The organism is Chitinophaga sp. XS-30 (assembly GCF_008086345.1).
Lineage (GTDB): Bacteria > Bacteroidota > Bacteroidia > Chitinophagales > Chitinophagaceae > Chitinophaga.
The window spans coordinates 2,072,396-2,095,870 of record NZ_CP043006.1 but is presented as its reverse complement, the minus strand read 5'-3'; the positions used below and the strand labels follow the sequence as shown (position 1 = coordinate 2,095,870).

Annotated in this window: 21 protein-coding genes; 12 read left to right on the top strand and 9 right to left on the bottom strand. The window is 52.5% G+C overall.

Annotation, left to right across the window (positions count from 1 at the left end; genetic code table 11):
- Positions 1 to 7: 7 nt before the first annotated feature.
- The 5 genes from FW415_RS08675 to FW415_RS08655 form a co-directional block, all read right to left on the bottom strand.
- Positions 8 to 1,315 carry a DUF4302 domain-containing protein gene (locus FW415_RS08675; protein ID WP_148383864.1) on the bottom strand — a complete coding sequence of 436 codons (1,308 nt, stop codon included), beginning with the start codon at positions 1,313 to 1,315 and terminating at the stop codon, positions 8 to 10.
- A 41-nt stretch (positions 1,316 to 1,356) separates the two neighbouring features.
- Positions 1,357 to 2,280: a putative zinc-binding metallopeptidase gene (locus FW415_RS08670; protein WP_148383863.1), complete on the bottom strand. Its 924-nt coding sequence runs from the start codon at positions 2,278 to 2,280 to the stop codon at positions 1,357 to 1,359.
- A gap of 9 nt (positions 2,281 to 2,289) precedes the next feature.
- Entirely contained in the window at positions 2,290 to 3,738 is a 1,449-nt protein-coding gene (locus tag FW415_RS08665; RefSeq protein ID WP_148383862.1) for a RagB/SusD family nutrient uptake outer membrane protein, read from the bottom strand.
- A gap of 11 nt (positions 3,739 to 3,749) precedes the next feature.
- Positions 3,750 to 7,127 (bottom strand): SusC/RagA family TonB-linked outer membrane protein, encoded by a 3,378-nt coding sequence (locus tag FW415_RS08660; protein ID WP_148389879.1) that lies wholly within the window; start codon positions 7,125 to 7,127, stop codon positions 3,750 to 3,752.
- Between the two features lie 366 nt (positions 7,128 to 7,493).
- Positions 7,494 to 8,357, bottom strand: coding sequence for an alpha/beta hydrolase (locus tag FW415_RS08655; RefSeq protein WP_168208736.1), 864 nt, complete (start codon positions 8,355 to 8,357; stop codon positions 7,494 to 7,496).
- Positions 8,358 to 8,533: 176 nt separating this feature from the next.
- On the opposite strand from FW415_RS08655, the gene FW415_RS08650 reads away from it, so the two are divergent.
- The 8 genes from FW415_RS08650 (at position 8,534) to FW415_RS08615 (ending at position 15,620) form a co-directional block, all read left to right on the top strand.
- The gene (locus FW415_RS08650) at positions 8,534 to 8,902 is read left to right on the top strand and encodes a DUF2784 domain-containing protein (RefSeq protein ID WP_148383860.1); all 369 of its coding nucleotides are present in this window, start codon (positions 8,534 to 8,536) and stop codon (positions 8,900 to 8,902) included.
- Between the two features lie 57 nt (positions 8,903 to 8,959).
- Positions 8,960 to 9,673 carry a 5-oxoprolinase subunit PxpB gene (gene pxpB, locus FW415_RS08645; protein ID WP_148383859.1) on the top strand — a complete coding sequence of 238 codons (714 nt, stop codon included), beginning with the start codon at positions 8,960 to 8,962 and terminating at the stop codon, positions 9,671 to 9,673.
- 12 nt (positions 9,674 to 9,685) lie between these two features.
- Entirely contained in the window at positions 9,686 to 10,669 is a 984-nt protein-coding gene (locus FW415_RS08640) for a biotin-dependent carboxyltransferase family protein (protein WP_148383858.1), read from the top strand.
- A 17-nt stretch (positions 10,670 to 10,686) separates the two neighbouring features.
- Positions 10,687 to 11,430 carry a 5-oxoprolinase subunit PxpA gene (locus FW415_RS08635; protein ID WP_148383857.1) on the top strand — a complete coding sequence of 248 codons (744 nt, stop codon included), beginning with the start codon at positions 10,687 to 10,689 and terminating at the stop codon, positions 11,428 to 11,430.
- On the top strand, positions 11,427 to 12,602 hold the full coding sequence (locus tag FW415_RS08630) for an NRAMP family divalent metal transporter (protein WP_246858979.1): 1,176 nt from the start codon (positions 11,427 to 11,429) through the stop codon (positions 12,600 to 12,602). Before FW415_RS08635 ends, FW415_RS08630 begins: the two co-directional genes overlap by 4 nt.
- A gap of 363 nt (positions 12,603 to 12,965) precedes the next feature.
- Positions 12,966 to 14,555 (top strand): ABC-F family ATP-binding cassette domain-containing protein, encoded by a 1,590-nt coding sequence (locus FW415_RS08625; RefSeq protein ID WP_148383856.1) that lies wholly within the window; start codon positions 12,966 to 12,968, stop codon positions 14,553 to 14,555.
- A 76-nt stretch (positions 14,556 to 14,631) separates the two neighbouring features.
- A complete protein-coding gene (locus FW415_RS08620; protein WP_148383855.1) occupies positions 14,632 to 15,195 on the top strand; it encodes a YdeI family protein in 564 nt (187 codons plus the stop codon).
- A gap of 194 nt (positions 15,196 to 15,389) precedes the next feature.
- Positions 15,390 to 15,620, top strand: coding sequence for a dodecin family protein (locus tag FW415_RS08615; protein ID WP_148383854.1), 231 nt, complete (start codon positions 15,390 to 15,392; stop codon positions 15,618 to 15,620).
- Between the two features lie 77 nt (positions 15,621 to 15,697).
- On the opposite strand, the gene FW415_RS08610 is transcribed toward FW415_RS08615, so the two are convergent.
- Positions 15,698 to 18,751, bottom strand: coding sequence for a PAS domain S-box protein (locus tag FW415_RS08610; protein ID WP_148383853.1), 3,054 nt, complete (start codon positions 18,749 to 18,751; stop codon positions 15,698 to 15,700).
- A gap of 90 nt (positions 18,752 to 18,841) precedes the next feature.
- On the opposite strand from FW415_RS08610, the gene FW415_RS08605 reads away from it, so the two are divergent.
- The 4 genes from FW415_RS08605 (at position 18,842) to FW415_RS08585 (ending at position 20,877) form a co-directional block, all read left to right on the top strand.
- Positions 18,842 to 19,282 (top strand): YqgE/AlgH family protein, encoded by a 441-nt coding sequence (locus tag FW415_RS08605; protein WP_148383852.1) that lies wholly within the window; start codon positions 18,842 to 18,844, stop codon positions 19,280 to 19,282.
- 117 nt (positions 19,283 to 19,399) lie between these two features.
- Positions 19,400 to 19,786 (top strand): VOC family protein, encoded by a 387-nt coding sequence (locus tag FW415_RS08600; protein WP_148383851.1) that lies wholly within the window; start codon positions 19,400 to 19,402, stop codon positions 19,784 to 19,786.
- 148 nt (positions 19,787 to 19,934) lie between these two features.
- Positions 19,935 to 20,222 carry a hypothetical protein gene (locus FW415_RS24950; RefSeq protein ID WP_168208735.1) on the top strand — a complete coding sequence of 96 codons (288 nt, stop codon included), beginning with the start codon at positions 19,935 to 19,937 and terminating at the stop codon, positions 20,220 to 20,222.
- 388 nt (positions 20,223 to 20,610) lie between these two features.
- A complete protein-coding gene (locus tag FW415_RS08585) occupies positions 20,611 to 20,877 on the top strand; it encodes a helix-turn-helix domain-containing protein (protein ID WP_148383849.1) in 267 nt (88 codons plus the stop codon).
- 350 nt (positions 20,878 to 21,227) lie between these two features.
- Here FW415_RS08585 and FW415_RS08580 read toward each other — a convergent pair whose 3' ends face one another.
- The 3 genes from FW415_RS08580 to FW415_RS08570 all read right to left on the bottom strand — a co-directional run bounded on the left by FW415_RS08580 (position 21,228) and on the right by FW415_RS08570 (position 23,459).
- A complete protein-coding gene (locus tag FW415_RS08580) occupies positions 21,228 to 22,046 on the bottom strand; it encodes a hypothetical protein (RefSeq protein ID WP_148383848.1) in 819 nt (272 codons plus the stop codon).
- A 124-nt stretch (positions 22,047 to 22,170) separates the two neighbouring features.
- Positions 22,171 to 22,569 carry a hypothetical protein gene (locus tag FW415_RS08575; RefSeq protein WP_148383847.1) on the bottom strand — a complete coding sequence of 133 codons (399 nt, stop codon included), beginning with the start codon at positions 22,567 to 22,569 and terminating at the stop codon, positions 22,171 to 22,173.
- Between the two features lie 461 nt (positions 22,570 to 23,030).
- The gene (locus FW415_RS08570) at positions 23,031 to 23,459 is read right to left on the bottom strand and encodes a helix-turn-helix domain-containing protein (protein WP_148383846.1); all 429 of its coding nucleotides are present in this window, start codon (positions 23,457 to 23,459) and stop codon (positions 23,031 to 23,033) included.
- Positions 23,460 to 23,475 lie beyond the last annotated feature (16 nt).

Sequence of the window (23,475 nt, the reverse complement as noted above, 5' to 3'; positions counted from 1 at the left end):
AGGTTGTTTATTCTGTCCATGTGATCCATGTTCTTGCATCTTTTGCGCTCACCATATCGTAGCTCGTAGTGCTGGTCTGTACCAGGTAAAAACCGTCCGCGTCTATAAATTTAAGTGCGGTATTCACGTATTCATCCAGCATTTCATCGGGAATGTTCCCGAGGTCTCCGAGGTAATTGAATATGATCCGGCCATTGGCGGTAAATAAAGGCGGACTGGCGGTTGCAGTACCGAAGTTAAGCGCCAGCCCTCCTCCCTGCAGGAATACATATCCCGCCAGGTCGTAATTAGCGCCATACCCGGGCCAGAAGAGCAGGAAATAAAAATTCGGGAGATTGCGGAGACCATAGGCATCGTCCACCCCGTTTACATGAAATCCATTCAGCGATACCCAATAACCATCCACAGCAAGCATGCGCTGCCACCACCGCTGCGGGCCATCCAGGTCTACACGCACCGGGGCAATGGCGCCCTGTATCGTTGCGGCGGTAACACCGTTCACATCTACCCGGAAAACGCCTGCATTGGCATCCCATACAATGTCCGCGATAGAGCTGACCGTTGTGGCGCCGTCCGTCAACGGCGATTCCAGCACCACGCCTTCACTGGTAAAATAATACGCCGTGGTATGCTGCTGTACAACACCATTGCCGTCTATCCAGGTGAAAGTGACCGTTCTGCTGACGGGGTTTACCATGATCTCATATTGACGGCCGCCGGTTACCAGCCTTCTGAAATAATTCAGGATGTATTGCCCGGTATATTCAAACAGCATCGCCTTTTTCCATTCGCCGCCTGACCAGTTCTGCAGATCTTCCTGTGTGGCTCTTGACAGCACCATGCTGCTGCCGTTGAAGCGGCCGGTAAGCCGGATGCTGTCCGTTGTCAGCGTATCCAGGGAAAACTCGAAATCCGAGCGGAGGCCTGCGCCATACTCGCCGCCATTCACACTGCCGTCCGGATCGGCCAGAACGTGGATGTAGGAATAGGTATCGAAGAGCAGGGCGGGCTGTTGCAGGGCTTTCAGGCGGAAGCTGCTTTCTTTCCGCTCAATGGCGCTGACGGTATCGATGTCCGCAAACATCTGCACCCGGTTGGCGTCGTTAAAGCTGAAATGAAAGTGATAGGATACACCATTCGCCGTCGTCAACACAGCGTTCCAACCGTAGGTTGAGCCGGCCAGCGCGGTCTGGTAAGCCTCCAGCGTTTGATTGATCCGCTCATCCGGCGACTGGTCGAACACGGGGTCATCATCTTTCCGGCATGCGGAAAAAAGGGTAAGGGTGACGAGTAGAAAAAGTAATACTCTTTGCATCCGTAAATATTTTTCGCTTTGAATGAATGTCTTTAACCTTGCTATTTCACCAGCTCATTGATGGACGTGCGTGTACGCGTCTGCAGGCTGTAAAAATTAATGCCCCAGGTGTCGTTGAAATAGCTGACCACCATCGCTTCCTTCTGGCGCAATATGCTCTTCGCCTGTTCCGGCGTAGTGCCATTGGGCCCCGGCTCAGTGATGCTGTTCACGATATCGTTGAATCCTTGCCGGCCTTCCACCAGCATCATCGATACCATTTCCACAAAATCCTCATCGGGATTGGACATGGAATATGCGGTGATGAAACCGTCTGACCGGGCATCGCTGTCTGTGACGTTATTCCAGTTGGAGGTGTAATTCCCTGCGGATATGCGTTTGTAATCCAGCGGATACATCACGTTCTGATGAAGGATGTGCGCAAATTCATGCTCAATGGTATGGAACATCATTTTCACGTTGAACGAATCGCTCGGTACATATCCAGTCATTCCCTTGATGCGGAAATCGTTCAGCACGTACAGGAGAATGCGGCGGCCACCTTCGGCGGTACCGAGGGTAATGGTGCCGTCTGTATTATAACTGGCGCTACCCACCAGCACAAAGAACTTGGGGCAATACTTCTTCATGAATATCTCCCCGGCTTCCGCGATATAATTCTGCAGCCATACTTTCCGGATGGCGCTGAGCACGGGAATGATCTTTTCTTCTTTCGGCGGAACAAGGGTGCGGTTGAAGTCCAGCTCGCCCTGGTCCCATTTGTATTTGACGGAAACGTTCAGCGGTGTGGTGAGGCTGTCTGCTATCCATTCATCAATCGGGCCTTTTACCCAGGTATCGCCGCCGAGGTTGATGTCATCCACATTTCCCAGCGCATCTTCCCTGTTGCAGGCGGCTAGTGTGCCGCAGAGCAGGAGGACCAGTATATGGAGATGTTTGATATGCATATGCAATGTCTTTTTCATTGGTGATGATTAACGGGGGTTTCGGGATATACCTGCAATGGTCGCGGATTCCGGTATCTGGAAAAGCCTCCGCGGATCATCGCCGGTGAGTGTGTATGTTTCTCCTTCGCGTGTTGTATGTGTGATGGGGATGCGGTAACGCAGGATGTCGAACCAGCGCATCCCTTCCTGCACAAATTCCGCACGCTTGAAATCCAGCGCTGTTCTCAGCAGGCCTGTCTGCAGATTGGTGCCGTAATAGCTCTGCACCTTTGCTGATGTGACGGCATGTACGGCGGCGCTGTAATTATTGATGCGTGTTGCGGCGTAAGTGTTCAGATCGGTCATGGCGGCAGCGGTATTGTTCAGCAGCGCATTGGCTTCCGCCCGGTTCAGCAGCGCTTCTTCCGCGGTGAACAGCGGCACTACCACATACGGCAGCCCGATATTGGCATTCACATTATTCCGCACAAAATGCTCATTGATCTTGGGGATCAGGTAATTATCCGTTCCGGCGGTGTACACATGGTTCTGGAATGACCATTGCCCTCCGGTAACGTTCCTGAACAGCACTTCATTACGCTTGGCGGCTGTCAGGCTGTAACGAAGGGTATAATAATACCGGCCCCATACGGACTGGGTTTCGCATAACAGCAGATTGGCCGGCTCCGTGGCGCGGGCATATACGGCAAACAGCTCCTGGTAGGTCATGGTCCGGTAAGTGGTATTCCAGGGGCGGAGCATATTGGCGGCATTGTTGGTAGGGAATACCTGGTTGACGTACGCCACTACTTTCTCATAATCCCTTTTGAACAGGTAAAAGCGCGCGGCAAAAGCATTGGCGGCGGCGCGGTTGAAATGATAGCGCGGCACGCTGTAGGTTTTATCATCGATCAGCGGCAGCCCTGTCAACAGATCTTTTTCGATCATATCATATACGTAGGCCACGGTTTTGCGCTCATAATTCTTGAACACAACGTTCTCCGGCACGGTAACATAAGGAATGCCCGGATCGGTGTCTGCTGTGGCCGGATCGTACACCTCAGCGAAGATGGTGACCAGCATGAAATGGGCGTATGCCCTCGCAAGGAGCGCCTCTCCTTTCTGTGCGGAGTACGCTTCCGGATTATCGGCGTTACGGCAGGTTTCCAGCGCCAGGTTGGCTACGGCAATGGCCGCGTAACAGGAATTCCAGTACAGTTCGGGGGAATCCTGCTGATCGTCATTTATTTCGTTGAACCGGTAGGCATCCACATTAAAGTTCTCGATGATGCCCGCGCCTTTGTCCGCCACATTATCGGAAGAGGATTCGCAGAATCCCGCGTAATTGGCCTGCGGGTAGGCGGTACCGAGCAGGCGGGACACCTGTTCAGGCGAGGTCAGCTCCGCCCTGTTGTCCGGCGGCTGTTCCAGGAACTTTTTGCAGCTGCCTGCCGTGAATGCCAGTAATATGGCTGTGTATATTGTCAGTTTCTTCATGGTCGATGCGATTAAATTCCCACTTTCAACGAGAGTGTAAATTGTTTCTGGATGGGCAGCGCCACACCTCCGGAATTAAAAAACTCGGGGTCCTGCCCTTTCAGTTTGCTGTCGGCATAAATGAGCCAGGGATTGGTAGCCGCTCCGGTAACGCTGGCGCTGTTGAAACCGATCCTGTTCAGCAGCGAAGGTTTCAGCTGATAGCTGAGCGATACGGTCTTCAGGCGGATGAAATCACCTTTTGCCACCCGTTCCGTAGAATAGTTGTAGTTATTGTAGGGATAGTTCCCGCCCTGCTGTGACAGCTCGTAAGCGCCCAATATCGATGGCACATTGGTAAACCGTTCGTCGTTGGGAAATATCCAGCGGTCATAGAACTCTTTGGGCATGGCATCCAGGTCGGAGTAATCGGTTTTGAATGCGGGATAAAGCCTGATCTTGTTGCCGGCCTGGTAAGTAACGAATATGTTGAGCGAAAACGACTTGTAATTGAAAGTATTGGAGAACCCGCCGGTAACAACGGGGTCTACCGGGCCTTCATATACGAGGTGATCTATATTCTGGTCCTGCAGGTACACGCCGCCGGAGGTTTTGCCTTCTTCATTGGTGAACAGCGGGATGCCGGTGCGGTGATCCAGCCCTTTGAAATCGAGGGAAAAAAGGCTGCGTACGGGATATCCCTGGCGGTTGCCGCCTTCGGCCACTACGAGATCGAAAATGCGGGGGCGGTTCAGGGCGTTGGTGATCTCGTTCTTGTTATATCCGAAGGTGAGATTGGTCCGCCAGCCCCAGTCCCGCTTTTTGATCACGTTGCCGCCGATCAGGAGGTCCAGCCCGTGGGACCGCATATCCGCATAATTCGCCGCTTTTTCCTGTTCGCCGCCGATACCGGAGGTACGGATGAGGCTGATCAGGTCGAAACTGTTGCGCTGGTAAACATCGAGGCTGAAATTGACCTTCTGCTGGAAAAGTCCCGCATCCAGCCCGAGGTTGGTGGTGTAGGATTTTTCCCAGGTCAGCTCCGAGTTCTCGAGGTTGGCCAGTTGTATCACCGATTCCACTTCGGTGAGGTACGGGCGGTTTGTATTGATATTCCTTAACACGATGGTGGAATTGGTGGCCGGGCCCATACTGGCGGTGAGGCCGTAGGAAGCGCGGAGCGTGAGATAATCTACCCACCTGACATCCTCCATGAATGGCTCGCGGTCTGCGTTCCAGGAGCCTGCTACGCTCCAGGTGGGCAGCCAGCGTGCATCACGGGATTTGCCCAGGCGGTTGGACCCGTCGTACCGCGCCGTGCCGGTGAAATTATATTTCTGGTCGTAAGAATATCCTGCTGAGGCATAAAAGGCCACAAAGCGGTCATAATCCTTACTCATACCATAATACGGGAAATTGCTCTCAATGGTTTGTTTGAGGATGCGATAATCTACAAAAGGAACGCCGCCGTTATCATATTGATAACCATAACCGGTATTGGAGAAGTTCTGCCTGTCGGCCGATTTCACCTGCATACCGGCCAGGGCATTCAGGGAATGGAGACCGGCGAAGGTCTTCACATAGTTCAGGCTGTTCCGGAAATCGTAGTTTACCAGTTGGTCTTCCGTGCGGTTGTAGAAACCGCCATAGGGCAGCACTACTTCCGGCTCCGCCTCCGGATTGTCAGGGTCGCGGTAGAGGAAGCGGTTATTCTCCCTGATGGTAGATGTTCCCGCAGCGCGGTAAGCATTGGCCATGTTGGCATTTTCCGTGATCTGGTGTTCGCGGGATGATTTCACGTACCGCAGCGCACCAACGAACTCGTACCGCAGCGCATCCGTGATCTTCCAGGAAAGGTCGCCCTGGAGGCGGAGGTCTGCCACATTGATATGGATATAGTTATTTTCCAGTTCGGTGAGGATGTTGAAAGGGGCAAAGTTGCGGCGGAAGTATTCCCTGTCCCCGTTCTCATCGTATGCGGTGAGCGTACGGCTTGAATTCAGGGCATAGCTGAAGGGATTGATATCGAAGTCGCGATCGAACTGCCCTTCCACGGCATTGGCTTCACGGGCAAGCGCTCCCGGCGCTTTCTGCCGTCGTACGGAAGCCAGGGTGGCAAAGCCAACGGACAGGCGGTCGGAGAACTTGTAATTATTGCGGAAATTGAGCGTATAACGCCCCACCCGGTCGGCTATCGTCCAACCATTATCCCCGAAATAACTGGTAGAGAAATAGGATTGGGAACGGTCTGTACCGAAGGAGATGGCGAGGGAATGCTCCTGCATGAGGTTATTCTTGAAGAGCAAGCCGAACCAGTCCGTATTGGCGGTAGCGTATCTTCTCAGGAACGCCGCTTTTCCCTCCGGCGTGTTCGGCACGGGGAAATTGCCGTTATCGTCCGCGTTCACCAGGTTGTAATACTTACCATACACCCCGTAATCTGCGCGATCGAGAATAGACGGCGTGATGATGGACTTACGGTCCAGCTCTGCGAGCACGGACATTTGCTGCACGGAGTTCATGATATTGTAATCCGCGTACCGGGGTTTCAGCTGGGTGCTGAAATTGCCGGTGTAGGTAACGAGCGGTTTGCCGACACGTCCTTTCTTCGTGGTGATCACCACCACGCCGTTCATGGCCCTTGCACCGTAAAGGGCGGTGGCCGCGGCATCTTTCAGGATGGCAAAACTTTCGATATCATTGGCATTCAGGCCGGCGACAGCCGAGCCGAGCAGCGTGGTAGGGTCACCGCTGGAGAGCTGATCGTTGGAGATATTGATGATATCTTCCAGCACCACATTATCCACTACCCACAGCGGTTTATTATCGCCATTGATGGAGGTGGCGCCGCGGACGCGAAGCTTGGGGGCGGCGCCGAAGGAACTGGATACGTTCTGCACCGATACACCGGCCGCGCGCCCTTCCAGCATGCGGCTGACATCGATAACGCCATCCATTTTCACGTCTTCCGCCTTGAGGGTAACCGCCGCGCCGGAGAACTTGCGCCGGTCAATATCCTGGAACCCTGTTACCACTACTTCGGAAAGCATTCCCTCCTGACCGGTCAGGCTCACATTCATGTTCACCCCCCGGAACACTGCTATCACCGGCTTTTTGCCGATATACGAAAAACGGATGCTGTCGCCGGAGCGCGCATCCAGCACGAACATGCCGTTAACATCCGTCAATACGCCTTTGTGATTGATGAGGTTTTCCACGGTCACGCCGGGAAGGGGTATGTTCTCTTCAGCATCCATGACCCTGCCGCGGGCTCTGGTACCCACACTATCCTGGAAAGCGGCCGCATGCGTGTTTATGGACAGCGCAAGCAGCAAGGGCAACAAGACTACAACTGCCGGGCGCTTTCTCAGCCATTCCCGGACAGAACAACAATGTACCATTAAATACATAGGCATGATTCTATTTTGAATATAGAAAGTAAACGATCCTCTGGTTGATATTGCCGGCGGCTCTGACTCTCTCTCCTGAGCGCTTCCACAATCGAGTTTAACAGACAATTTTCCTGTGCTCCGATCTTACACACTGATACGATACATAAGTTACGGATAAAATCAGTGTTTTTCTATTTCCGGGCATTTTTTCCTGAAAAATTGAAAGGGGCAGGCAGTTGCGGCGGGACTTGCAAAGCAGCAAAACGGGGTTTTAAAGGTTTTACCGGCCGGCGATCCGGGCCGCCTATACGAAAATGGCCCTCCGGCTGCGGGCAAACTATTCAATGCGGTTGCCGGGGCATTGACGTTTCAGGATAAGCCGGCTCATTTCAGCCAGGTTTGCAGAAATGCAACGATCTCGCTGTTCACCTCCGCGGCAACACCGGTCAGCGCATGCCCTTCGCCCGGGTACAGCTTGTAGATGAACGGCACCCCGTTCTGCTGCAGTTTGTCCCGCAGTAGTTCCGCCTGCTTGTAGGGCACTACCTCGTCCGCCGTGCCGTGCAATATCAGGGTAGGCGGACAGTCCGGGCTGACATATTGCGAGGGGCTTGAACTTTTGTAGAGGACGGAATCCCCGGTCTGCGGATCACCGATCAATGCCTTCATCAGTATCTTCAGGTTAGGATCGGCCAGCTGGGTGTACATGGACAGCATATCCGTTGGGCCTACCTGGTCTATCAGGGCACGGGGTTTGAACGTACCGGCATGCTTATAGGCATACAACGCGGCGAGATGCGCCCCGGCGCTTTGTCCCCATAACACGAATTTCCGCGAGATATGATAGTCGCTGTTATTGGTCATGACCGCATCGATGCAGGCCTTTACATCCTGCTCCTGCACGGGGAACTTGTTGCCGCCCGTCTGCAGGTTAAAGAGGCGGTAATTGACCAGCACGATGGCACAGTCCGGGAACAGCTGCCGGAATCCAGGGATCGCGCTCACTAAATCATCCTTGCTGCCACCCGTCCAGGCGCCGCCGTGAATAAAGAACAGCACCGGCGTGGCGGTATCGCTGCGGCCCGCAGGCAGGTAAATATTGAACCGCTGCCGGCCATCGGAACCATAGGCAACGTTCACAAGATCTTCCTGCCGGGAAGGATCTGTTTGTCTCTCTTCATTCGATTTGGTGCAGGAAAGCAGCAGGCAAATGCCCACCAGGCAGGCGTAAAATCCGGATGTTCGCATAAGCGGAAGTTTTCGCATGTATTAAATTTACTCTTTTTTCATAACGCCATCGCTATCGAAAAAAGTGCATAACCTATAAAAAACCGGCAGGGAGCGCAGACGCCCCCTGTTCTGGCATTATATTTTCGGCTGTTAGCGGAACGCGGGAAATTTCACCATAAAAACTGATCTCAACAATGCTGACATTCCTCGACATATTTTTCACCATCCTCCACCTGCTGATCATCGGCTTCAATTTATCCGGATGGATATTCCGCGCCACCCGCAGGCTGCATCTGATCTTTGCCGGCGCTACCCTGTTCAGCTGGGTGATCCTCGGCATATGGTTCGGGATGGGGTATTGCCCTATAACCGACTGGCAGTGGCGGGTAAAGGAACAACTGGGCGAACGTAACCTGCCGGCATCTTTTGTCACCTATTTTGCCAACAAGATCACCGGTCATGATTTCAGCGATACGTTCATCAATCTGATGATCCTGTTACTGTTCGCTCCTGCGGTATTGCTTTCCGTTTACCTCAACTTCTTCCGGTGCCCGAAAAAATAGATGGGGTTTTAAACAGCGGGATATCTTACTTTAGTGGGATACCGCATTTGAAAAGGCATGAAAAAAGATTACAGCATTGCTCCATTGGGCGATCGTTCCGTTATTGTGGAATGGGCGCAGCAGATCGATCCTGTGGTGCACCGGCGGGTCATGCAGGCATTCCATGCATTGCAGTCCATGCAGCGGCCTTATATCCTGGACCTCATTCCCGCTTATGCCTCGCTGACCATTGTGTATGATACGGCGCTGATGCGCAGGCATCATCCGCTCTCTCCCGCAGAGGTCATCCGTACGGTTGTCATGCAGGCTTTGGAACAGGAGGTAGAACAGGTAACGGCCGCGCCCCGGCAACTGGAGATACCGGTATGTTATGATATTTCCCTCGCGCCGGATATCGCAGCGATGGCGGAAGAGAAGCAAATGACCGTGGAAGCGATCATAGCACTGCATACCGCAGGAACATATACCGTTTACATGATCGGTTTTCTGCCGGGTTTCCCTTACATGGGCAAAGTAGATGACAGGCTGGCCACACCGCGGCTGAAGCAGCCCCGGTTGAAAGTACCGGCGGGAAGCGTAGGTATTGCGGGGGCGCAGACGGGCATTTACCCGATGGAATCCCCGGGGGGCTGGAACATCATCGGGCGGACGCCGCTGCAGATGTTCGATCCTGCAAGGGAGCAACCCTGCTATTGCCAGCCCGGTGATGCCATACGGTTCGTGCCCATATCATTGGCAACATTCCGGGATATGTCCGGGCAACAAATTTAAACTGACCCATCTTTGATACAGGTTGTACAACAAGGGCTGCTGGATACCATACAGGATACAGGACGGTATGGCTATCAGCACCTCGGGATCAATCCCGGCGGGGCGATGGACCGTATTGCCCTTTTCACGGCCAATTGCCTTACGGGCAATAGCGGTACGGAAGCTGCCATAGAACTGCATTTTCCCGCAGCCGCCTTCCTCTTTGAGGCCGATGCGATGATCGCTTTGTCCGGAGCCGATTTCGGGGCGATGCTGAATGAACAGCCCATTCCGCTCAACCAGCCTGTACTGGCGCCCAAGCATGCCGTATTACGTTTCTCGCGGCCGGTTTCCGGCACCCGCTGTTACCTTGCGGTAAGCGGGGGGTTTGCGCTCACGCCCTGGCTCGGCAGTTACAGCACTCACCTGAAGGCCGGCACCGGCGGTTTCCAGGGAAGAGCATTGCAGAAAGGCGACCGGCTCCCCTTCCGGCAGGAACTCGCGCTGCCCCCGCTCAAACAACCGCAGGTATTGCCATGGTCCGCCGACATTAGCCATCTCTATGCAACCACCGGCACCATCCGCATCATCCACGGCCATGAATGGGCATTGCTCGAAAAAGGATCGCAGGAAGACCTCAGCGGGGAAGCGTTTATGCTGACGGCGCAGTGCGACCGTATGGGATTTCGTTTACGCGGCCCCGTATTAAAGACCCGCGACCGCAGCGAACGGCTTTCCGCCGGCGTCAGCAGAGGCACCATGCAACTCCTGCCCGGCGGGCAGCTGATCATATTGATGGCAGACCATCAGACCACCGGCGGATATCCGCGGGTGGCACATGTGATATCGGCGGATATGCCCGCGCTCTCCCGCTATGCGCCGCATCAGCCGCTGCGCTTCAGCACGGTTGATCTCAAAACGGCGGAAGACCTGCTCTGGCAGCAGGAACAAGGTTTGCTAATTCTGCAAAATGCCTGTAAATTACGGCTGGAGGAGTGGGAACAAACAACTCACTAGCCAACCAACAACCTGTAATGCTCAACAAGATCGACCTGAACTGCGACATGGGGGAAGGACTGGGTACCGATGCCGGTATCATGCCTTTCATCAGCAGCGCCAACATCGCCTGCGGATATCATGCGGGAGACCGGGAGACCATCGCCCGCACCATTGACCTTGCACTGCAACACCAGGTGTCCATCGGCGCTCATCCCGGCTTTGCGGACAGGGAAAATTTCGGCAGAACACCGCAACAGCTCTCCGATACGGCCCTGTATGATCTCGTAGCCACACAGCTGCAGATCATGCAATCCATCTGCCAGGCGCACGGCGCGGTGATGACGCACGTCAAACCGCATGGCGCATTATATAACATGGCCGCACAAACACCCGCCATGGCGCAGGTGATCGCCAAAGCGGTGAGCGACAACTATCCGCAGCTCTGCCTCTACGGCCTCAGCAACAGCTGGCTCATCAAGGCCGCCGTGGAAGCCGGCCTGAAAACCGCCGGGGAAGTATTTGCAGACAGAACGTACCAGGCCGATGGCAGTCTCACTCCGCGCCAGCAACCGGGCGCGCTCATTACCAGTGAAGCCGCCGCCATCAGCCAAGTGCTGCAAATGGTCACACAGCAGCAGGTGACCACCACAAGCGGCAAGATCATACCGGTTGCCGCCGAAACCATTTGCCTGCATGGCGACGGGGAGCATGCCCTTCCTTTCGCCAGGGCTATCAACACCGCCTTACGTCAACATCATATTTCAATACAGCACATTTGAACAAGCAAAGATCCTCCGTTCTCCTGGGAGCCGCCTTCCTGATGGCGACATCCGCCGTCGGTCCCGGGTTCCTCACGCAGACCACCGTATTCACCCAGCAGCAGGCCGCGGCCTTCAGCTTCGTCATACTCGTATCCATTCTGCTGGACATCGGCGCACAGCTGAACATCTGGCGGGTGCTTACCGTTACGCAGCATCGCGCACAGGACCTCTCCAATGCCTTGCTGCCCGGGCTTGGCTATCTGCTGGCGGGATTGGTAGTGCTGGGGGGACTGGCCTTCAATATCGCCAACATCGGCGGCTGCGGGCTTGGATTGCAGGCCCTAACGGGGATGGATACACTTTATGGCGCAATGCTCAGCTGCGGCATTGCCCTGTTCATTTTCTGGATGAAGGAAGCCGGCAAGGCGCTGGACCATTTCACGCGCGCACTGGGCATTTTGATGATATTGCTGACGCTTTACGTGGCCGCCAGCTCCCGCCCTCCCGTGCTGGAAGCCCTGCAGCAAAGCGTATGGCCGGATATGATCGATACCGCCTCCATTGTAACGCTGGTAGGCGGCACCGTGGGCGGGTATATCAGCTTCTCCGGCGCGCACCGCCTGCTGGATGCCGGCATCGGCGGAAAGGCGCAGGTGAGGTATGTGAACCGCAGCGCGGTGAGCGGCATTGTGATCACCGGCGTTATGCGCACACTGCTGTTCCTCGCCGCCCTCGGCGTAGTGTCGCAGGGCGTGGTGCTGGACCCCGGCAACCCGCCCGCCTCCGTTTTCCGCAGCGCAGCCGGGGAAGTGGGGTACCGTTTCTTCGGCATGGTGATGTGGAGCGCGGCGATCACTTCCGTTGTAGGCGCGGCTTACACTTCCGTTTCCTTTCTCAAGACCTTCCATCATTTCATCGCGCAGCATGAACGCTGGTTCATCAGCGCCTTTATCGTTTCCTCTACGATAGTGTTCGTGCTGGTGGGGAAACCGGTACAGCTGCTGATCATGGCCGGAGCATTCAATGGCCTGATATTGCCGCTGGCCCTGGCCGTTGTGCTGGTGGCCGCCGGCAAAAAAAGGCTGATGCAGGATTACCGCCATCCGCTGTGGATGCAGGTAACGGGCTGGATGGTGGTAGGGGTGATGAGCTGGTTATGCGCGGTTACGCTGTGGGGATGGATAAGTTAGTGCGGTTATTTACCCAGCCATTCCTTACCGTTTGCGTGGAAATTACTTGCTGAGGTACGCTGCGCAATGGCAATAACAGGCCAGGCAGCCAAATCAATGGTTTCATTCGTTTTTCCCGCAAAGCTGCCGTGAAACGGGCAAGCCGGGAACAGGAACGGCGCGAATGGCAGAAAAAAGGGAATGAACCGGGGATTTTGAATGACGGGGCCGGGCCGGAGGGCTTTCCTGTTTACGGGCAATTGCTTATCTTTGCATCCGCTCATCAAAATAAACAACACGCATGTAGACCATACTTTCTTTCAAAAAATCATAACGACCCGGGGCAAAAGCCGCCCCTGATTTTTCCATTTTGAAGAAAGAAATATGCTTGCGCTACAAAACATTACCTATCTGCATCCCAACCGGGAGCTGTTGTTTGATAATATCAGCCTTATCGTCCATAAACATGACAAGATCGCACTGATCGGCAATAACGGTGCGGGCAAATCCACTTTGCTGCAAATTGCGGCGGGCCTGCTGCATCCCGCGGAAGGGACCGTAAAGTCCGGTTCCCGGCCTTATTATGTGCCGCAGCTTTTTGGCGCATACCATCATCTCAGCGTTGCCCGGGCGCTGCAGATCGATGAAAAGCTGCATGCGCTCCGGGAGATACTGGACGGCAAGGTGACCGATGCCAACCTCCTGTTGCTGGATGACGACTGGGGGCTGGAAGAACGGTGCCGGGAAGCATTTACGCACTGGCAGCTGGATGATGTGGAGCTGACCCACACGATGGGCAGCCTGAGCGGGGGACAAAAAACGAAGGTCTTTCTCGCCGGCATCAGCATTCATCAACCGGAAATAGTGCTGATGGATGAACCGAGCAATCACCTGGATACACCCGGCCGGGAACTCCTCTATCAATATATCCGCACCACCGGCAATACGCTGTTGGTGGTGAGCCACGACAGAACGCTGCTCAACCTCCTGCACACCGTCTGCGAACTGGACCAGCGCGGCATGACCACCTATGGCGGCAACTACGATTTCTATGCCGCGCAGAAGATGATCGAAGAAGAGGCGTTGCAGCAGGACCTGAAAAGCAAGGAGAAAGCACTGCGCAAAGCCCGGGAAACAGAACGGGAAACCCTGGAACGGCAGCAGAAACTGGATGCCCGGGGCAAAAAGAAACAGGAAAAAGCGGGCCTGCCCACCATATCCATGAACACGCTCCGCAACAATGCGGAAAAAAGCACTTCCCGCATGAAAAATGTGCATGCGGAAAAAACCGGGGCCATTTCCCGGGAGCTGAACCAGTTGCGCAAAGAGCTGCCCGGTACGGACAAAATGAAGATCGATCTCGATCATTCATCCCTCCACAAAGGTAAAATACTGATCACCGCGCGGAACATCAACTTCGGATATGATGGCCGGCCGCTTTGGGAAACGCCGCTGAACTTCCTGATCACGAGCGGCGAACGGATCGTGATCAGGGGGCTGAACGGCTCCGGCAAAACAACGCTGATAAAGATCATCCTGGGCATCCTGCAGCCGGTATCCGGCATTATCCATCATGCTGCCGATAAAGTGATCTGTATCGACCAGGATTATTCATTGATAACCGATGCCAACTCCGTATATGAACAGGCGGAGAAATTCAATCATACCGGCCTGCAGGAACATGAGATAAAGGTGCGGCTGAACAGATTCCTGTTTACGCAGGCATGCTGGGACCAACCCTGCCATACGCTCAGCGGCGGGGAAAAGATGCGGTTGATCCTCTGTTGCCTGACGATCAGCAACCAGGCCCCGGATATGATCATCCTGGATGAGCCGACCAATAACCTCGATATCCGGAACACGGAAATACTGACCGCCGCCATCAATGAATACCAGGGCACGGTGATAGCCGTATCGCACGATGAATACTTCCTGGAACAGATACGCATCATGCGGACGCTGACCGTCGGATAAATTCTTTCTGCTGCTGACATAAGGCTGTCATCCCCCCATGCTAGTTTTGGATATGCTTACATCAAAACGCGGTAAAATGCCCGCACCATCTAAAACCCTCCGCCCCCGGAACAGGCAGCAATGGCGGAACTGGCTGGAGAAAAACCATACTGCCGACCTGACGGTATGGGTGGTATGCACGAAAAAGAACGCGAGCCGCCCGGCGATCAGTTATCCCGATGCTGTGCTGGAAGCCCTTTGCTTCGGGTGGATAGACGGCAAGACCTTATCGCTGGATGCCGAACGGTTCATGCAGTCCTTTACGAAGCGCAAGCCCAGGAGTGCGTGGAGCGGGCTCAACAAGGAAAGGGTAAAACAACTGATCAGAGAGGGGCTGATGACCCCGGCAGGCCTCGACCGGATCAATGCCGCCAAACAGAACGGCTACTGGTCGATACTGGACGAAGTGGAAGCGCGCACCATTCCCGAAGACCTGGAAGCGGCATTCCGGAAGCACCCGGCTGCCAGAGCTGGTTTTACGCGTTCAAGCCCTTCCATGCAAAAGCTGCATCTGCAATCATTGGCGCTGGCGAAACGGCCGGAAACCAGGCAGAAAAGGATCGCAGCCCTCGTGGCGTCCATGCGGCGCATGCAGGGTTGACGGTCCCGTTCAGTTGCAAAACGGTATGCTGTACAGTTTGCCGTTGTAAATCCTCATACACGTTACATATATTTTCCCTGCATAATTTCCTTAAAACATAGCATCCTCATTATATACACATTAGCGCAAGAGCCTGGTTCTGGCCTGGTTTTCGTGGCTGGAGGGCAGATTCTTCACCATAAAAACCAGGCGCTATGTCTATTGTCAAAGTAATTGAAGTCATCGCTTCCTCCGAAAAAGGTATTGAAGACGCCATCAACAATGCTGTAGTGGAAGTATCGAAAACGATCAAGAACATTGATTCGGTGTTTGTAAAGGACATCAAAGTGCATGTGAGCGATGGGAAGATCACCAGCTACGGCGTGATCTGCAAAGTATCGTTCAGAATAGACGATCGTGCGCGGGAAGGAAGATCCGGATTGTAACCGGGGTTAACCTCACTAAAAGATCATCATTAACCGGTATGGGTACCTTTCGGGTATCCGTACGGGGGTTGTTTGCCCTATGATGCGGTTCCGTTATGGCGCTGGCTTTTGTCGATAATATCCGTGATCACCTGGTCCAGTTCCGTTGCGGAGCGATGCAGGTAGGTCAGGATTTTTTCATACCCGGCCTGGTCTGTCTGCGGATAATTGAGCAACTCCACCAATCCCAGGATACGGGCCAGCGGGCCTCTGACGAGGTGCGATTGCGTCCATGCGATATCTTTCAGCCGGGCGTTGTGCGCCTCTATCTCCTGCACATATTTTACCCGCTCGGTAACATCCTGTACGGAACCGATCATGCGGACGGGCGCTTTGGCCTCGTTACGGACGATGTAACCGATCTCTTCCACAAAGGCGTAGCTGCCGTCTGCACGCCGGAACCGGTATTGCGCTGTCCAGCTCGCCTTTTCAGGATCGTCCAGGGCATGTTGAAGACTGGTGCTGATAGCGTCCAGATCATCGGCATGGATCAGCGTTGTCCAGCTCTTCAGCGGAAACTTGTCTTCACAGACCGGATAACCGAAAACCCTGCTGAAGCCATCGCCCCAGGTGATATGGTCCTCCGCGGTATCCCAGTCATAGATGGCATCGTTACTGGCTTTGCTCAGGTATTCGTACCGTTCATTGCTTTTGCGCAGCTCCCGTTCCGCCCGTTTCCATTCGGACACATCGATGCCGATGCACTGGATCTCCGTTACCGTGCCGGATTCATCTGTGAGGGCAACGAGGTGCCAGTAGGAAGTTTTTACCGATCCGTCCTCCGCAGGCTTGTCCAGCTCCAGTTCGATGACCTCGCCGGGAGCATCCAGGCATTTTTGTGCGGCGGCTACTGCCCGGTCCTGATGCGCAGGAACAACTGAGCGCCTGGTGTCAGCGCCCGTAAAATCAGCGTGATCATATAACCAGCCGAAATCCTGCCGGTACTTTTCATTATAGTAAGTGTATCTGCCTGCCACATCCATTCGCATCACATAATTGGTCTGTGCATCCACCAGGCTCCGCAGGCGGGCTTCGCTGGCCTGCAATTCTTCCTGTATCTTTTTGCTGAGGGTAATATCCAGGCAGGCGCCCACCATTTTTACGGGCACGCCGGCCTCATCGCATTTCAGGGTCCCCCAGGAACGGAGGTATCTGACCTCCCCGTTCTTTCTGACGATGCGCTCTTCAAACTCCACATCTTCTTTCGTCTGCAGCATGCCGTTGATGATCTCAAAAACACGTTGCCGGTCATCCGGATGGAGCAGTTCCTGGTAGCCTTCAAAAGTGGCTTTAAATTCATTTCTATCGATGCCGTAGATATGATACAGGGTATCCGACCAGCTGACCACGTTATCGGCAATTTCCCATGACCAGTTGCCGAACTGCGCCAGCTCCTGCCCCTGCGCCATAAGCACACTGTTCTCGGTGATCGTTTCTGCATACTGGCGGTTTTCCAGGATGATCGCGAGAAGCGCCACCACCCGTTCGATGATCCGCTGCTCCTGCTCGTCCGGTACCGCCGGTTTGCGGTAATACACGGCAAAAGTGGCGATCACCTCGCCGGAAGAATCGATCACCGGATGCGACCAGCAGGCGCTGAAACCCGCCTGCAGGGTAATATCCTTAAAACGCTCCCAACGTTCATCTTTGGTGATATCTTTTACGATGACCTTTTCCCTCCAATAAGCCGCCGCACCGCAGGACCCTGCATCCGGTCCAACCGCTATTCCCTCGATCCCGTTCGTCAGCACCGCCGGCAGCGATGGCGAAGCCCAGTTATAGACACGCCTGTTCCGGACGCGCATGATGGAGCAGATCATTTGCGGGAAAAGCGCTTCAATGCCTGACAGGTAGGCTGCGAGCACCTCGGGCGTTGCGGTGCCGCTTTTCGAATGAAGCTCCAGCACATTTCTTTCCAGCTGGTTAAGGTCATTGAAAAGCTTTTCCGCCTGGGTAGCCCGGAGTTTGTCCGTTACATCCAGCGCTACGATGATACGGGCATTCTCGTCCCAGGTGGGCAGTGGTTCGGAGGTGATGTCTACATACAGTATTCTTCCGTCGCGGGTGATATGCCTTACCTGTGCGATGCTGGGCAGTCCCTTTGCGGCCAGGCCGCTCACCTTGCGGAGCATGCGGTCCCTGTCTTCCTCCGGCCACAATACCGCTACGGTCAGGGAGAGAAATTCTTCCGCCGAATAGCCATAATCGCGGCAGGCCGCTTTATTGGCCGCCCTGATGCGGAGTGTTTGCAAGTCATATACCCACATGGGCATAGGGCTGAAATTGAAGAGGTCGCTATTGCGTTGCTGCATCAGCTTTTCCCTCGCCTCCGCTTTTTTGCGGTAGGTAATGTTCCTGAAGTATGCGGAAACACCTTCTCCTGAAGGGTAAAGCGTGATATCGACCTGGGCAGAAGGGTTATCGAACGCCTGTTCAAAACTGACCGCCTGCCGGGTTTCCCTGACCTTGCGGTATTGCTTTTTGAATCCGGACAATTCCGCATCGGGGTAGAGGTCCCATAGCGATCTGCCTTCCACTTGCGCCCGTTTAAGCCCGGAGATCCTTTCCGCGGCAACATTCCAGTAAATGACCCTGTCCTGCGCATCCGTTGAGAAGAAGCCATCGGTAATGCTTTCCAGGATGCGGTTGGCCTTTTCCTCGTTCCGGCTCGCCTCCTGTTCCGCGATGTGCAGGGAAGTAATGTCTGTAGAGCTTTGAACGATATAGGTCATTTGCCCGCCGGCATCGAACAGGGGGTAGGTATCTATTTTCCAGTAGCGCGGCTGTTGGCCGCTGTTGTTGTCAGACGGCATATCATACCGGTGCTTGTCGATCCGGTACAGCTTTTTATGGCGGAGGGCGTAGTCAAATGCATATTTGATGGTGTCTGTTCTGGTGCCGTCATCGTCTGCATTCATGGGGAAAGCCTGAAAAAAAGGCATGCCGGTCAATTCCCTGGCCTGGGAAAAGGTCACTTCTATGAAAGCCTTGTTCACAGCGGCAATCGTGAAATCCGGCGCGTCCGTTTTCAGAATGATGCTGGGTACTGGCAGGCAATCAAATAACGTCTTTATCTCTTCCAATGACGTCATATGCGGCTTTTCAGGTTAGCGCGTTACTACAAGGTAAATTTTTTTTGGCATTATATGGATGGTGGATTTTGAGACTTACCTTTATGTCATATGAAACCTGGCATTTTTATAAAAAGTACCGCGCTATTGGACGATACCTTTTTTGAAAAATCGGTGATATTGATCACCGAGTATAACGACAAAGGTGCGATGGGTTTTATCATCAATAAAACGTTTCCCCGAAAATTAAATGAGCTGGAAGAATTCAGACATATTCCCCCCTTCCCTATACAACTCGGAGGTCCCGTAGACCAGGAGCATCTTTACTTTGTACATCAGCGGCCGGATCTGATAGCGGGAGGTGTGCCGGTAGCTGATCATATTTTTCTGGGAGGAGATTTTCCATCCGCCGTGAAAAATATTGATAGTGGTATCCTCACGGAAAAAGACATAAAAATATTTATTGGTTACTGCGGATGGGATTACCAGGAACTGGATAAAGAAATAGCGGAAGGCAGCTGGCAGATCCTGGAAGAGGTGGTTTTATTTTGATGGATTTGCGGCGGACCCGGATGCAACAAACTCCCCGCCTGAATGTCGCTTCTACCCCCCATCTGTTTCGCCGCTACACGGTACCTTTGAAATAGTCTTTAACTAAAAAAAATAGTTATGAACCTGAAAAAGATATGGTCAAACTTAACTGTAAGTGACCTGGACCGGACAACGAATTTTTATACGGCACTGGGATTTAAATTCAACGGGAGGTCTGGCGACCTGACAAGCTTTCTTGCAGGTGAGGATAATTTTATCATGCACTTCTTTTTAAAAGATAAGCTAAAAGCGAATGTGGAGATTGAAATTTCCGATGCACACGTTGCCAATGAAATCATCTTTACCCTTTCCGCTGAAAGCAAAGAAGAGGTGAACGAATGGGAGAAGGCAGTTCAAAACGCGGGCGGAAAAATCGTTTCAAAGGCTAAAGAATTTGGAGAAGGGTATTATGGTCTTGTGTTTGCCGATCCGGACGGGCATAAGTTCAACGTATTTTATATGTGAATCCAATTTGGTCCGCAGCCCGCCTCTCCCATCAACAGGTATAACAAAAAATTGCTACATTAGTAAAATTTCCTTTACAAAAACACATAAAATATGTGGCCAAGAGACAGATACACAGGACCAGGAGGCGGACTATATACGGGACCCGGTGGGGGATTATATAGCGGCCCCGGAGGTGGTGCATACAGCGGACCCGGAGGCGGACTATATTCCGGACCGGGTGGAGGACTTTATACAGGGCCGGGAGGAGGGTTATACGCCGGACCCGGCGGAGGGCTATATACAGGTCTCGGCGGAGGGTTGTACACCGGGCCGGGAGGAGGACTATATACCGGCCCTGGTGGGGGATTATATACAGGACCAGGAGGCGGATTATATACAGGGCCTTCCAATCCTCCATATACCAGAAACTGGCCGCCGCCTGACGCGTTTATGAAAGAGTTGGAAAAGAGGGGGTTGAAAGACATCATCAAGCTGCTGAAGAAACATAAGTTCGATGTATTGGGATAAAATACCCAACTAACCCCGCCATTCGCCCCTCCTGCGCGCAACGCGGACTTTCTCAATATTCTGCGAGCGGGGCAAGCCGCGCTCCTGATCCCTTTATTAACCTTTGCGGATCTAATATCATAAAAGTTCACAGAACTCCTCTCCCGGGTTTTTCAGGCAAGACGAGCATGTTATGGTATGTAATAGCATTGATATTCGAAGCTTCTGCATATTACAATATGCTAAACGGCTATAAAATGCAAATGAGCAAAAGCATATTATACTGTGCAAAAACAATGAAAATCAGCACATTTGCATAATATAATATGCTATTTATGAAATTAAACGAGTTGACCGTTTATGACGTAAAAAGTCAAATTGCCAAACTCAGCAGAACTTTAAGGGGTTTTGAAGGCATCTCCCAAGACCAGCTTGCCGAACAGCTTAATATGTCCCGCATCACTATTCAGAACCTGGAGCGACCGAAGAATGTTACACTGGATACTTTTTTAAAGGTCTTGCAACACTTTGATCTGCTGGAAAAATTCGATGCCTTCATTGCAGAGAATATCGCGGATAAGAATGTCACCCCGTTATACTAAGTTATGGCTGGGAATGGCATTATTACCCTCCATGTCTTTGGTGAAGAAATCGGAAAGGTTGGCTAAGAGTTGCCGTAATGGACCATTCTGGATAGATTTGTAGATGCTTCTCATTCGTCCTGAAAAGCGAAGGAAGACCGGGGGATCACACCGGGGCACGTGGACTTAATGCGGAGACGGTCTGAAGTTCGTGTGGGTTTGAAAAATCTGGTGAAGGGGAATATCCGGGCAATAACAGATGCTCCACAAGGACTGGCGCTTGCGGAATTTTGACTGGAAATATGGTGTGGGAGGGTCTGCGTTCAATGGATGGGTTACTTAACAAAATGTATCCTTAGGCGGGGAATGGCCTATTCCCGCTGGATGACTGGCGGGGTTAGGGAAGTGTATGCGGAGGCTGCCGCCATTTTCTGCTGATGTGCTGATATTGCCTGCTGCTGCTGAGCAGTTCCTGCCAGTGATGGCCACCGCTGCGGCAACATCCCCGCTTGCTGGTATCCGGGTTTGTGGAAGACCTGCTTTGTCTGCGGCTCCTGCACGGCAATGATATCGGCGGCCAGGTATTTCCTGTTAAAGGATGCGCTGCCGCTGCACATACCTCTTACCTGCAGGGTTACGATCAGCGTTCCCTTACCGGGCACATCCACATTCAGCGCCGCGCCTGCAAATGCTTCGCGGGTATCCAGCACGATCTTAGCGGTTTCCGTGCCCGTTACCTGGCGTTCTCCGAAATGAATACGGGTGGCGATCACTTTTACTTCCAGCGCGGAGATGCCCCTGAACTGCGGCAGTACCTGCGGGGGAATATGTAAAATGCCGTCCTCAGCGAGTGTTGGCGCTACGGTAAAGAAGCGGTCTGTTCCCGTGTGCTGGTTGAAGCGGAAGCCTGCGATGGCCTCGGTATTGCGAAGGCCGCCTTTGATGATGGTCTTGTTGAGGCGGTTGATATGCCCGCCATCACAACGAACATCGAAGTGATTGGCGAATGCGCTGCGGATAAGGCGGCCTTTGCTGCTGGCGGCCCCGAAGCGCTGCGCGGCACGGCGGGTGGCAGTCGTCTGCCGGACGGTTTCCGGCATGCTGCGGAAGTAGTGTTTACCATCCCGGTAATAGCCGATCATATTGCCGGCCTTACCCGTGAAGGTAAAGAAGGAAGTTTGTTTTGCCATTGGATACAGTATTTGTTAATATATGAATATAACACATCTTTCATTACCAAAAACGAATGTTCATGCTATCAATTCCCTGAAGGAACTTGAAATAGAGTTAGCCAGTACCCTTCGGCATTCAAACCTAATAAAGGGCTTCGGTTGCCTTACGGGCAATTTTATAACGCTTATAGGCAGCTTTGGCCCACCGGTCGAGCTCTTTACTGGAATAATACTCCAATACACTTTTAAGTACAGGCTTCCAGCCCTGCTCCCGAAAGACAGGAGCGGGTTTAATAGTCTGGTAAAACGCTTTGCCGATACTGTCCGCTTCGACCTTAAATCGATAATCTCCGATGAGATCAAAAGTGGTAGCAGGTGTTGAATCCATGGAATCAACTTTGGGAATAGCTTGTTTTAAGGCGGAAATTATAATCGCTTGTTTGTATGAAGGTATCCAGTACTCTTTCTCTGGTTGCTTCCGTTGTGTGGCGCATCCCGCTAACAGGGTCGCACCAATCAGGTATGTCAGCATTCGTTGCATATGATTCATTTTAGTTTAACTGCCAAAAATATACGGCATTTACTCCACCAATATCATCCATGTTAAAATTACAGTCGCCATTGCAGAACCAGTTCTGCCAGTAATCCGCATGTCCACTCGCAATTGATTACCCGAACCGTTAATAACACAAAACCTGTAACGTTTCTTACGCACTTACCGAACACGCCAAAGAAACTGCCCCGTCATATATGCCTTAATTGATTTTGGTTTGAAGCGTAGAAAGAAGTTAAAAGGGAGGTGATTTTGAAAGTCATCAGCCAAAACATAAAAAGCTCAATGTGTCTACTTTCATTGAGCTTTTGCAGGTCAGCCGCCGTAACGTCAAGCCGATTTTACAGACAGTGTTTTTTGATGGTCGTTTCGGTTGGGGGTATATATTGCGTTCTGAAAGGGACTTATAAAGAAGATGGATAAAAAACACTTAACATTAAGAAAAACGGTTACTCAGCATTAACCTCATGATCTGCCGGTAGCTTAGCCATAATATTTTTCAGAAATTTTGTTTTGTTCTTTTTTACTTCTTTGAGAAAAGGCGAACATTCATCAGAATTGGATAAATATTTCCCACCCCAAAGGGCTATTTCAATCAAAGCTGGTATTAAATCAACACCTTTTGAACTAAGCTTATACAGTCCTTTTACCTTATTATCCGGATAGGGTAATTTGACTATTATACCGTTTTCCTCCAATATCTGTAATCTATTCGCTAATATATTCGTTGCTATTTTTTCTGTAGACTTTGTAAAATCTCCATAAGTACGCGTTTTATAAAGCATTAAATCCCTTACAATTAATAGCGACCATTTGTCTCCGAAAATATCCAATGATGAACTAATAGGGCAATCGGAGCGCTTTTCACCTGATTTCATAAATTATTTATTTTTT